Here is a 12,693-nt window from a genome sequence, read left to right on the forward strand (position 1 = left end):
TCTTACCAGCGACCGGTCGCAGCGGTCCGCATCAGAGAAAACCGGCGGCGGATTTCGCCTTGTGCCAGGGTTCCTGCGGCAACGCGCTCGGGCTGATCTGAGGCCTTTCGCAGCGCCCACTCGGTCTGCCATCCTGCGTAAAGCGCGGGCCGTGCCTGCGCGGAAACCTCACCGCGGGCGGAACGTGCACGCGCTAGGCGATCCAAACCCCTCTGCGCCAATGCCCGAACCCCTTCCCGCGTACCATCCAGCAAAGGGATACGGCCCCGCGCCTCAAGTTCCGGAATGGCACGGAGCCAGTTCGCGACCCCCGTCGCATAGCCGAAATCGCGCAGTACCTGCTCCTCAGCCGCGCCCAACGCCTGTGCGGACACCACCATCAGAGTTCCGGCGCTGTGATTGATGTAGGCGTCAAAATGCGCCTCATCCTCAAAAGGATCACGATAGATATCCCACCGCCTTACAGCCACATACTCATCCAACTGTGCCGCCAGATGTGGTGAAAGCACGCGCGATAAGGGTGAGACGACCTCGTGCCGCCGAACGGTCGGGCCTTCGGCGATCTCTTGCAGGGCGTCGCGCCACCACTGCAGCCGCATCTCGGCAATCATCGATTCCTGTGTCACCCACGGCGCCCGGGCCACCTCGACGTTCAACGCGTAAAGTGGGAACAGAACAGCGCGCGCCGCTACAGGTGCGGCCATAGCGGCCATGAAGCGATCAGGATCGGCCCGATGTACCAATGCAGCGCAGGACCTGATATCGTCATCAAACTCCACGTTATTCGGCAGCCGCCGAGTGTGGGGCGCAATCGCTTACCAGCTTCCACTGAATCGCGTCCAGCAGAGCCTCGAACGAGGCGTCGATTATGTTCGCGCTTACGCCAACGGTGGACCAGCGCCGCCCCTGACCGTCTTCGCTGTCGATGATCACCCGAGTCACCGCCTCGGTCCCGCCCTGAGTGATGCGCACCTTGAAGTCGACCAGCCGCATATCCGCAAGTATTTGCGAATACTGCCCTAAATCCTTGGCCAAAGCCTTGGCCAGCGCGTTCACCGGTCCGCGATCGCTGCCACTCTCATCAAGCGATTCACTGACCGAAAGCCGTTTCTCACCGTCGACCTTCACGACAACAACCGCCTCGGACAGGCTGACCATCTTGTTGTATTTATTCTTCCGGCGCTCAACGGTCACCTTATAGCGCTTGACCTCGAAGAAATCGGGCAGTTGTCCCAACTCATCACGCGCCAGCAACTCAAAACTGGCCTGCGCAGTGTCATATGAATACCCCTCGGCTTCGCGCAGTTTGATCCGCTCCAAAATACGCCCCAACGCCGGATCACCGGCTTCGACGGTCAACCCGGCATCGGTCAGGCGCTTGCGCAGGTTCGACTGCCCGGCCTGGTTCGACATTGGAATGATGCGCGCGTTACCAACGCGTGCCGGGTCGATATGTTCATAGGTCGACGGGTCCTTGAGGATCGCGCTGGCATGAAGCCCTGCCTTGTGCGCAAAAGCCGATGCACCGACATAGGCGCTCTGCTTGCTGGGCACGCGGTTCAATATATCGTCGAGCATCCGGCTGATCCGCGTGAGCCCGGCCAGCGCTTCGGACCTCACGCCGATCTCATAGCGCGAGGCATAAGGCTCTTTCAGCATCAGCGTCGGGATCAGAGCGGTCAGGTTGGCATTGCCGCAGCGTTCCCCCAACCCGTTCAGGGTGCCCTGGATCTGTCGTGCCCCCGCATCGACCGCCGCAAGCGAGCAAGCCACCGCATTCTCGGTATCGTTATGCGTATGAATACCCAGCCGATCCCCCGGCAGACCGGCCGCAATCACCTCGGACACAATCCGCCCGACCTCAGCCGGCAAGGCGCCGCCGTTGGTGTCGCACAACACAACCCACCGCGCACCCGCGTCCAACGCGGCACGACAGACCTCGACCGCATATTCGGGGTTATCCTTGTAGCCATCAAAGAAATGCTCGGCATCGAACAGAGCTTCGCGCCCCTGCGCCACGATATGCGCAACCGAGGCCCGCACGTTCTCGGTGTTCTCCGCCAACGCGATGCCAAGTGCATCGGTCACGTGGTAGTCGTGCGACTTCCCCACCAGACAAACCGCAGGCGTTCCGGCATTCATCACGGCGGCCAACACATCGTCATTCTCGGCTGATCGCCCCGCGCGTTTGGTCATCCCAAACGCGGTCAAACAAGCCGAGGTCGCAGGCGCAGCCTCAAAGAACGCACTATCGGTCGGGTTCGCGCCGGGCCACCCCCCTTCGATGTAGTCCACTCCCAACGCATCCAAAGCCTGCGCGATCTGAACCTTTTCTGCTGTCGAGAATTGAACACCCTGCGTCTGCTGCCCGTCTCGCAAGGTGGTATCGTAAAGGTAAAGGCGTTCTTTGGTCATTCGACCCCCTCTAACTTGGCAGCATCGAATCCGGCACCCGGCACCAGTTCAACACCATCCTTGCTCATCCGAACCTCCAGCCCAGCCGAGACATATACGGCCTTAAGGCGATCAACCTCAGAAAAATCCTTGCTCTGCATGGCAAGCGCCCGCGCATCAGCCAGTTTCAGCGCGAGGGATGACAGATCGACCGATGCCGTCTCCGCCCAAGTCCCCATATCTTCCGCCAACAACCCAAGCACCCGCGCGCTTGCCAGCAACAGCGCAGCATCCCCCTGTGACGCAAGCCGGTGAAGTTCCGCGATGGCACCTGCTGTATTCAGATCATCCGCAAGCGCATCGATGACCGCAGGTGCCGCGCTGGCTGCGGGCTCGATGCCCGCTGTCAGCGCCCGCCACTTGCGCAACGTCGCCTCGGCCTCCCGCGCCTTTTTCTCGGTCCAGTCCATCGGTTTGCGATAATGGGTCTGCAGAAACACGAACCGGATCACCTCGCCAGGAATGCCTTGCTCCAACAGATCATGAACTGTGAAGAAGTTCCCCAGAGACTTGGACATCTTCTTGCCTTCGACCTGCAGCATCTCGTTGTGAAGCCAGAACCGGGCGAACTCGCCCTCCGGATGCGCGCAGCAGCTTTGAGCGATCTCATTTTCATGATGCGGGAACATCAGATCATTACCGCCACCGTGAATGTCAAAACTATCACCCAGCAGCTCATGACTCATCGCCGAGCATTCAATGTGCCATCCCGGACGCCCCCGACCCCACGGGCTGTCCCAACCAGGCAACTCATCGGTCGAGGGTTTCCAAAGCACGAAATCCATCGGGTTCTTCTTGTATGGCGCGACCTCAACCCGCGCCCCGGCGATCATGTCATCTACAGACCGCCCCGACAGCGCGCCATAGCGCTCCTTCCATGTATCCACCGCGAACAACACATGACCTTCGGCGGCATAGGCGTGCCCCTTGGCGATCAGGTCTTCGATCATCGCGATCATCTGTTCGATATATTGCGTGGCACGCGGCATCTCGTTCGGCTCCATCGCGCCGAGTGCCCCCATGTCATGCAGATACCAGCCGATGGTCTCGTCCGAACGTTCCTGCACCAACTGTTCCAAAGTCCCCGCAGCGCCAGCCTGCTTGCGCGCCAGCGCGGTCGCGTTGATCTTGTCATCCACGTCGGTGAAGTTGCGCACATAAGTCACGTGATCCGCGCCATAGACATGCCGCAGCAAACGGTAGAGCACATCGAACACCACGACCGGACGCGCGTTCCCAAGGTGGGCGCGATCATAAACCGTCGGACCACAGACATACATCCGCACGTTATCGGGATCGATCGGCACGAAATCCTCTTTCGTCCGTGTCCGTGTGTTGTGCAGTTTGATCGTCGTCATCGGGTCGTGCTCCTGAAACAGCATGTACGTCACGCGTTGGCGCGGGCTTAGCAACTTGTCTCAGGGATGAAAACGAAAGAAACCGGCCCGCTTGAAAAATCAGCAGGTAATGCAGCAGATAATGATGCAGTTCTTCGGGTTCATGCGCTTTGACTAGCACGGGATCGGCGCTGGGCCAAGCCTTGAGTTTTTCACACCACGACGTCAGTCTATCCGCCATGACCCGTGAATACGTTAATTCTGTATGCGCCGCGCTGCCCGGCGCCGAACTCTCCGACCCATGGGGCGGTGCTCATGACGCTTGGAAAGTCGGCGGCAAGATGTTTGCCTGTGTCGGTTCGGTTGGGGATGGGGTTTCGGTCAAGACACTCGACATAGAAACCGCGCAAATGCTGATCGATGCAGGGATCGGCACAAAAGCCCCCTATTTCCATCGCAGTTGGGTCCGCCTGCCCTGGGAAACCGAAGCAGATGAGATGCAGCATCGGTTGATCACCTCCTACGACATTGTCCGAGCTTCCTTGACCAAGAAAATTCAGGCGAGTTTGCCGCCGCGAAGCTGATTGACAAAACTGCGTCACTCTGCCCCATTCGCGACTAAAGCCGGTCGGGAGGGCGCCTTGAAACTATCACACCGCATCACGCATCTGACCGATGGCGGATCGGATGGCTGGGAGGTGTTCAACCGTGCACGCCGCATGATCGCCGAAGGTCATGCCGTGACTGAGTTAACCATCGGAGAGCACGATATCCGGACCGACCCGTCGATCTTGGCGACGATGGAACGCTCGGCCCGCGACGGGCACACTGGATACGCTATGGTTCCGGGTACCGACCTGCTTCGCGATACCGTGGCCGCACGCGTGCAACTGAGAACCGGCGTTCCGACCACCCGCAACAATGTCATCATCACGCCGGGCGGTCAGGCGGGGCTGTTTGCGGCGCACACAGCGGTTTGTGACCCGGGCGATATCGGGCTGTATCTGGACCCCTATTATGCCACCTACCCCGGCACGATACGCGGCGCTGGCGCTGTGGCCAAACGAATTGAAACACGTGCCGAAGACGCGTTTCAGCCCCGCGCAACCGATATTGAGGCAGCCGCGGACGGCGCGGTTTCCCTGCTGATCAACACCCCGAACAATCCCACCGGAGTGGTGTATTCTCCCGAAACCCTTTCCTCCATCGCCGAGCTTTGCCGGCGCCGTGATTTGTGGCTGATCTCGGACGAGGTCTATGACACGCAGGTTTGGGAAGGCGAACATCTGTCACCCCGCGCCTTGCCGGGCATGGCTGAGCGTAGTTTGGTCATCGGCTCGATGTCTAAATCGCACGCAATGACCGGCTCACGCTGCGGTTGGATCGTGGCACCGGAAGATGTCATCGAGCATTTGACCAATCTGGCGACGCATACAACTTATGGCGTGCCCGGTTTCATTCAGGATGCCGCGAGCTTTGCGCTGAGCGCGGGCCGTACTCTGGAGGACCAGATCGCCGAGCCGTTTCGCCGTCGGCGAGCCCTGGCGCTCGAGGTGCTTGCCGCGCAGCAGGTCGTCAGCCTGATCCCGGCTCAGGGGGCAATGTATCTGATGTTGGATATCCGCTCGACCGGCCTCAGCGGCGACGCTTTCGCGAACGCCTTGCTGGAGACACATGCCATCGCAGTAATGCCCGGCGAGAGTTTTGGCGCCGCCGCTGCCGGGCATATCCGCGTAGCCATGACAATCGCCGATGAAAGGTTCGCCGAATCTCTGCGTATCTTATGTAGCTTCGCAGCTCAGCTTGCTGAAAAATAAAGATTTATCTCTGAATGAGGTGTGTTAGAAACGGAAGGTGGTACGCAGGTTAAAGACATTCGCATCCAGGCTGCCGCCAGCCTCTGGCACGTTGTCGAAGTCCTGCCGCAACGCCTCACCGCTGATGACAAACCGGTCTCCCAGGGGATAGGCAACTCCGATCCCGTAGACGGCCGCCGTATCACTGTCGCCGGATGTGCTTGCCCGAGCGGTTCCCAGCACAACATAGCCAAGCGCCGAGCCGAAATCGTATCCGCCACGCAGTTTCAGGCGCGACAGGCTATCAAGACTTCCCTCTGACCGGCCCAGATCCAGATTCAGGCGGTTATACTCCAACTCGCCACCAAGGACGAAACTGCCGAAATCATGATCATATCCGATCAACGGGCCAAAGCTGGCACCGCTACCACCTGCCCCGTCGGCCCCATCAGCATCTGCATAGCCAAAGCTGAAACCGGCATAAGCGCCGGTCCAATCCTCTGCAACAGCCGGTCCAGCGCCCACAATAAGTGCTGCGACGAGTGCGGCCGTAATTGACTTCATGCAGACCTCCAAACATCTGATGCCGGTTTGGGCGCATTCAAAGGGCTGCGACCTGATGGTCAATCAGCCCCAATTCCTACTTAAACCTAGGGTTTTATCCAAATAACTACGAGTAGATTAACAGATTCTTATCGTAACGGGAAAAAACATTTGCTCACATCGATTTGCGCTCGGCTGAATGTCGACTGATCGCCACATAAAATCGGATGCAGGTCGCAAATAGAATAGATTGTGACGAAAACCCTTGAAACACTCACGACACTTAACTGAGGAAGCCGATGCAAGACGAGGTTTGGAAGATCCGCCTGATCAGCCGCACCATTGGTGCGGATCGTGGGCGCGCAGCGCGTGGGCGACCGACGACGGTCTGAGTACACTCAACCCTGCACGTACTTTTTTCGACCGGACCAAAACTATGAACGAACAAACCCGAAACTCATCGCGCAGCGGCGGACGTGCCGCGCGCCGAGCGGCCCGTGCCACAGCGCTACCGGAACATCTGCGCCCCATACGTCCCGGCATGGAAGGCGGGACTCTGAAGGTTCTGACCCAGGCGCAGATCGAGCGCATCCACCATGCCGCGTTGACGGCACTGGAAACCATCGGTTTGGCCGATGCCCCGCAAAGCGGGATCGACTACCTTGTGGCCGCTGGCTGCACCTTGGGCGACGACGGTCGCATCCGCTTCCCCCGCGCCCTGGTCGAAGACACCATCGCCAAGGCCAATCGCTCGATCACGCTATGCAGCCGGGATGGAAAATCCGATCTGGAACTGTCCGGTAACCGGGTTCATTATGGCACTGCCGGTGCGGCTGTCAGCATGGTCGACGTGCACGGGCAGGAATATCGTGATTCGACCCTGCAGGATTTGCACGACGCGAGCCGCATCTGTGAACAACTTGAAAACATTCACTTTGTTCAACGTCCGATGGTGTGCCGCGACATTGCCGACAATCTTGAGATGGACCTGAACACGGTCTACGCCACCACATCCGGCACATTCAAACATATCGGCACATCCTTCACCGAACCCAGCCACGTGGCTCCGGCGATTGAAATGCTGCACATGATCGCCGGCGGTGAGGACAAGTGGCGCGAACGGCCCTTTATGTCCAACTCGAACTGTTTTGTCGTGCCGCCGATGAAATTCGCCACCGAAAGCTGCGAAGTGATGGAAGAGTGTATAAAGGCCGGAATGCCGGTCTTGCTGCTTTCTGCCGGTATGGCCGGGGCAACTGCCCCCTCGACCATTGCCGGTGCGATCACCCAAGCCACCGCCGAATGTCTGGCAGGTTTGGTTTATGTAAACGCCGTAAAGCCCGGTGCCCCTGCGATTTTTGGCACTTGGCCCTTTGGTCTGGATCTGCGCACCGGTGCGATGTCCATCGGTTCTGGCGAGCAGGCGTTGCTGACGGCAGGCTGTGCCCAGATGCACCATTTCTACGACCTGCCCGGTGGCGCTGCGGCCGGCGCGTCGGATGCCAAGCTGCCGGATATGCAAGCCGGGTGGGAACAGATGTGTTCGAACGTCATGGCCGGCCTTTCGGGCCTGAACATGGTGTATGAGGCCGCAGGTATGCACGCCTCATTGCTGGGATTCTGCCACGAAAGCCTGATCCTGAGCGATGATCTGATCGGACAGGCACAGCGCTGCGTGCGCGGCATCGAAGTGACGGACGAAACCTTAGCGCTGGATCAGATGGCCGAGGTTTGTATGGGCGGCCCCGGTCACTATCTTGGGACCGACGCAACCTTGGGACGTATGCAGGCGGATTACGTCTATCCCACCTTTGGGGATCGCTCGTCCCCCAAAGAGTGGGTGGAACTCGGCAAACCGGACCTGATCGAAAAAGCGATCAAGCGGAAGGAAGAGATTCTGGCGGTCCCGTCTCCGGCGCGGTTCGATCCGCTTTTGGACGCTGAGATTCGTGGCAGGTTCAACATTCACTTGCCCACGTAACCCTTTGAAAACAGGCGGCCCGATATACTCGGGCCGCCAAAGCAGTGGTTCGATCAACCGTTGGAAGGCGGCAGCAACCCTGCTTCCTGCGCGATGGTGATCTCATCCTGATCCAATGCGCCATCCCCGTTCGCGTCCATCTGGGCAAAGCCTTCGGCATCGACGTCTGGCACGACGGCCTGAACCTCATCGATTGTCAGTACACCATCGCCGTTGGTATCGGCAGCAGTCTGGGCCAAAGCCAATGTCGGCAGACCAAATGCCAGCGCCGAGATCACGGCCAGTTTTTGCGGTTTCATGTTTTGCCTCCTGATTGCGTTTTCTTTGAGTGTTTGCGTCCGGACAAGCGTCAGAAAACGGCCATGCAGAAGGCATGTCACCCGCCCAGATAGATTTGGCGCCATACGCGCCAATCTCTGCGTGTTTGGCCGAGTCGTATCTGCGGAGGATTGCCGTGCAAAACGGCTGATACGGCTTTCGGCAACTCTTGCCCGATCCAGACGGGACGATCCGGCAAAGCTCTGCCCAAAAAAACCGACTCAGGCTGTAAAAAAGAAAGGGGGCCGAAGCCCCCTGTCAGTTTCGCCTTCCAGGCTCATTTCGTTGACCGCCCGGTGTTTTTTTGCCTGCGGCCTGGACTGCGCATGGGACGAGCGCACCCGCCCCGTGAAAGAGTGGGAGGGAGCAAATATTCCGCCCCACCCTGTTCCCGGCCAACACGGGCATGTCGGCCGAGTGGAGCAAGGCATCAACGGTAAGTCTCAGCGCCTTGCTCCGTATTCGTCGGGGTCGGTACCTGTGGCAGCTATCCGACCCCTGCGCCCCGGGTTGCCGGGGCGCTAGTTTCAGCTACACCCGCTTGTCGCGCCGCAGGTGTTGCACTTCATGCAGGTGCCATTGCGCACCAGCGTGTAGTTTCCGCACTCGCCACAAGGATCGCCCTCGTACCCCTGCATCTTTGCTTTTGTGCGGGCGTCCATTCCGGTCGCAACTTCGGCCACAACGGCGGTTTCGGTCTGCACTTCGAATTCGACCGAAGATTCGGACATCCCATTCACTTCGGACTGCCCGCCATTAAAGACCACCAGATCTTGCGGCAGACGTTTACGCAGATAGCCTGTCGAACTGATTTGTTTCAGTACTTCCAAAGATTTAGACGCCGCGCTTTCGCTGATTTCCGAGACGTTCGACACGCCCTCTTCTTCGCCCTTGCCCAAATCGTCAAAGCTTGCGCCTTCGGGTTTCACATGGGCCAGATCGGTGCGGTCCAGATAGGACACGGCCAGTTCGCGGAAGATGTAATCCAGGATCGACGTCGCGTTTTTGATCGAGTCGTTGCCCTGCACCATCCCTGCCGGTTCGAACTTAGTGAAGGTGAAGGCGTCGACGAACTCTTCCAGCGGCACACCGTATTGCAGACCGACCGACACGGCGATGGCAAAGTTGTTCATCATCGCCCGGAAGCCAGCGCCTTCCTTGTGCATGTCGATGAAAATCTCGCCCAGCTTGCCGTCTTCGAACTCACCGGTCCGCAGGTAAACCTTGTGGCCACCCACGATCGCCTTTTGGGTGTAGCCCTTGCGGCGATGGGGCAATTTCTCGCGATGGCTGCGGATCATTTCCTTGACCACAACCTTCTCGATCACTTTCTCGGCCAGAACGACGGCTTTTTCTTGCGCCGATCCGCTTTCCAGCACTTCCGCCGCTTCATCGTCATCCTCGACAAGTGCTGCGGCCAATGGCTGAGACAGTTTCGAGCCGTCACGATAGAGTGCGTTCGCCTTCACACCCAACGACCAGCTGAGTTCATAAGCCTTCTGGCAATCCTCGATGGTGGCGTCATTCGGCATGTTGATCGTCTTCGAGATCGCGCCCGAGATGAAGCTCTGCGCCGCCGCCATCATGGTGATGTGGCTATCAACCCCAAGGAAACGCTTGCCTTTCTTGCCGCACGGGTTGGCGCAGTCGAAGATCGAATAGTGTTCTTCTTTCAGATGCGGCGCACCTTCCAGCGTCATGGTTCCGCAAACGTGGTCGTTGGCCGCGTCTATATCTGCTTTTGTGAAGCCGAGGTGGCGCAGCAGGTCGAAGGTCGGGTCGTTCAGCTTGGTTGCCGGGATGCCCAGAACACCGGTGCAGAAATCCTCGCCCAAGGTCCACTGGTTGAACACGAACCGGATATCAAAGGCGCTTTCCAGTGCAGCATCCACTTTCGCCAACTCGTTGGGCCCAAAACCATGGCCGGTCAGCGAGGTATGGTTGATCCCCGGCGCATTGCCGATGGTGCCGTGACCGACTGCGTAACCCACGATCTCTTCAATCTGGGCCGAGGAATAGCCCAGCTTTTCCAGCGCCGAGGGTACCGAGCGATTGATGATCTTGAAGTAGCCGCCGCCCGCAAGCTTCTTGAACTTGACCAGAGCAAAGTCCGGCTCGATCCCGGTTGTGTCGCAATCCATCACCAGACCAATAGTGCCGGTCGGCGCGATCACAGTGGCCTGCGCGTTGCGATAACCGTTCTTTTCACCAAGGCTCAGCGCCTCATCCCAAGCGGACATGGCCAGATCGACCAGACGTTTATCCGGGCAGTTGCTGTGATCCAGAGGAACCGGTTTGACCGCCAGCTTCTCATAACCCTCGGTCACACCTTGCGACGCACGGCGGTGGTTACGGATGACACGCAGCATGTGGTCGGCGTTGCGTTCATAGCCCTTGAACGGGCCAAGCTCACCGGCGATCTCAGCCGAGGTTGCATAGGCCACACCGGTCATGATCGCAGTCAGCGCGCCACAGATCGCCCGCCCCTCGTCCGAGTCATAGCTGTAGCCCATGTTCATCAACAGACCGCCGATATTCGCGTAACCGAGGCCCAATGTGCGGAAGTCATAAGAAAGCTGCGCGATTTCCTTCGACGGGAACTGCGCCATGGTCACCGAGATTTCCAGCGTCAACGTCCACAGACGCGAGGTGTGCATGTAGTCCGCCGCCTGGAACTCACCATCCTTGAGGAAGGTCAGCAGGTTCATCGATGCCAGGTTACAAGCCGTGTCATCGAGGAACATGTATTCCGAGCACGGGTTCGATCCGCGAATCTCGCCATCTTCAGGGCAGGTGTGCCATTCGTTCACGGTATCGTGGAACTGGATGCCGGGATCGGCACAGGCCCATGCGGCATGACCAACCTTTTCCCACAGATCGCGCGCCTTGACGGTCTTGGCGACCTTGCCATCGGTACGGTTGATCAGTTCCCAATCCGCGTCTTTCTCAACCGCAGTCAGAAACGCATTGGTCACGCGGATCGAGTTGTTCGAGTTCTGGCCCGAGACCGAGCTATAGGCTTCCGAATCCCAGTCCGTATCATAGGTCGGGAATTCGATGCTGTCGTGGCCCTGCTTGGCGTAATCCAGCACGCGCTTGATGTAAGTCTCGGGGATCGCAACCTTTTTCGCCTCGCGAACTGCCTTTTTCAACGCATCGTTCGCGTTCGGATCATAGGCGTCATCCACAGAACCGTCCCAAGACCGGATGGCCTCGAAAATGCCATTCAGCATCTTCTCGTGCATCTTTGATCCGGCAACGATCGAGGCCACCTTCTGCTCTTCGATCACCTTCCATTCGATGAATTGCTCGATGTCCGGGTGATCTGCATCGACGATCACCATCTTTGCTGCTCGACGGGTTGTCCCGCCTGATTTGATCGCGCCAGCGGCGCGGTCGCCGATCTTGAGAAAGCCCATCAGGCCCGAGGACTTGCCGCCACCCGACAGCGCCTCACCGTCTGCACGCAGATGGCTAAAGTTGGTCCCCGTGCCCGAGCCGTATTTGAACAGGCGCGCCTCGCGCACCCACAGATCCATGATGCCGCCTTCGTTCACCAGATCATCGTTGACCGACTGGATGAAGCACGCGTGAGGCTGCGGGTGTTCATATGCAGATTTCGATTTGGTCAGCTTGCCGGTTTTGTAATCGACATAGTGGTGGCCCTGCGCCGGACCGTCGATGCCATAAGCCCAGTGCAAGCCGGTGTTGAACCACTGTGGCGAGTTCGGAGCGGCGCGCTGGGTGGCCAGCATATAGCGCATCTCATCAAAGTAAGCGCACGCGTCCTCCTCGGACGAGAAATAGCCGCCTTTCCAACCCCAATAGGCCCAGGCGCCAGCCAGCCGGTCGAACACCTGCTTGGAGGACGTCTCCCCATCGAACTCAGCATCTTCAGCCGGGACAGAGCGCCACAGGAATTCCGGGACGTCCTTCTCTTTGACCTTCTTCAGCTTGGACGGCACGCCTGCCTTGCGAAAGTACTTCTGCGCAATCACATCGCTGGCAACCTGACTCCACTTCGCAGGCACTTCGATTTCATCCAACCGGAATACAATCGTGCCGTCGGGATTGCGGATTTCCGAGGTTGCAGACACAAAATCCAGATCCGCATAAGCATCCTGTCCCGGTTTGGTGAATTTTCTTTCAATCTTCATGTCCGCTGCCCCAGCTTCACTCTGTCCAAAATTTTCGACCCCGGCACCAAATCTTGTGTAGCGGGGTGCCGCCCGCATTGCCGCGAAATACAGACGCAAAAGACCGG

Annotated in this window: 9 protein-coding genes; 3 read left to right on the top strand and 6 right to left on the bottom strand. The window is 58.8% G+C overall.

Annotated elements, in window-relative coordinates; translation table 11 throughout:
* Positions 1-2 precede the first annotated feature (2 nt).
* Genes RA27_RS05635 through cysS form a run of 3 tightly spaced genes read right to left on the bottom strand, consistent with a single transcriptional unit; the run spans position 3 to position 3,812 of the window.
* Entirely contained in the window at positions 3-779 is a 777-nt protein-coding gene (locus tag RA27_RS05635; RefSeq protein ID WP_039535703.1) for a squalene/phytoene synthase family protein, read from the bottom strand.
* Between the two features lies 1 nt (position 780).
* Positions 781-2,415, bottom strand: a complete 1,635-nt coding sequence (cimA, locus tag RA27_RS05640) for a citramalate synthase (protein ID WP_039535704.1) — start codon at positions 2,413-2,415, stop codon at positions 781-783.
* A complete protein-coding gene (gene cysS / locus RA27_RS05645; protein ID WP_039537029.1) occupies positions 2,412-3,812 on the bottom strand; it encodes a cysteine--tRNA ligase in 1,401 nt (466 codons plus the stop codon). The genes cimA and cysS overlap by 4 nt, the downstream gene beginning before the upstream one ends.
* A 218-nt stretch (positions 3,813-4,030) precedes the next feature.
* Here cysS and RA27_RS05650 point away from each other — a divergent pair, with 218 nt between their 5' ends.
* A complete protein-coding gene (locus RA27_RS05650; protein ID WP_039535706.1) occupies positions 4,031-4,375 on the top strand; it encodes an MmcQ/YjbR family DNA-binding protein in 345 nt (114 codons plus the stop codon).
* A gap of 57 nt (positions 4,376-4,432) precedes the next feature.
* Positions 4,433-5,608 (top strand): pyridoxal phosphate-dependent aminotransferase, encoded by a 1,176-nt coding sequence (locus RA27_RS05655; RefSeq protein WP_039535708.1) that lies wholly within the window; start codon positions 4,433-4,435, stop codon positions 5,606-5,608.
* 24 nt (positions 5,609-5,632) lie between these two features.
* Here RA27_RS05655 and RA27_RS05660 read toward each other — a convergent pair whose 3' ends face one another.
* Complete coding sequence (locus tag RA27_RS05660; protein WP_039535710.1) at positions 5,633-6,151, bottom strand: outer membrane beta-barrel protein; 519 nt, start codon at positions 6,149-6,151, stop codon at positions 5,633-5,635.
* A 415-nt stretch (positions 6,152-6,566) separates the two neighbouring features.
* On the opposite strand from RA27_RS05660, the gene RA27_RS05665 reads away from it, so the two are divergent.
* A complete protein-coding gene (locus RA27_RS05665) occupies positions 6,567-8,111 on the top strand; it encodes a trimethylamine methyltransferase family protein (RefSeq protein WP_039535712.1) in 1,545 nt (514 codons plus the stop codon).
* Positions 8,112-8,164: 53 nt separating this feature from the next.
* Here RA27_RS05665 and RA27_RS05670 read toward each other — a convergent pair whose 3' ends face one another.
* Together RA27_RS05670 and RA27_RS05675 are read right to left on the bottom strand one after the other, a co-directional pair.
* Entirely contained in the window at positions 8,165-8,410 is a 246-nt protein-coding gene (locus tag RA27_RS05670; RefSeq protein ID WP_039535714.1) for a hypothetical protein, read from the bottom strand.
* Positions 8,411-8,956: 546 nt separating this feature from the next.
* Complete coding sequence (locus RA27_RS05675; protein ID WP_039535716.1) at positions 8,957-12,586, bottom strand: vitamin B12-dependent ribonucleotide reductase; 3,630 nt, start codon at positions 12,584-12,586, stop codon at positions 8,957-8,959.
* Positions 12,587-12,693: the final 107 nt, after the last annotated feature.

This window comes from Ruegeria sp. ANG-R, from assembly GCF_000813985.1.
Classification (GTDB): Bacteria; Pseudomonadota; Alphaproteobacteria; order Rhodobacterales; family Rhodobacteraceae; genus Ruegeria.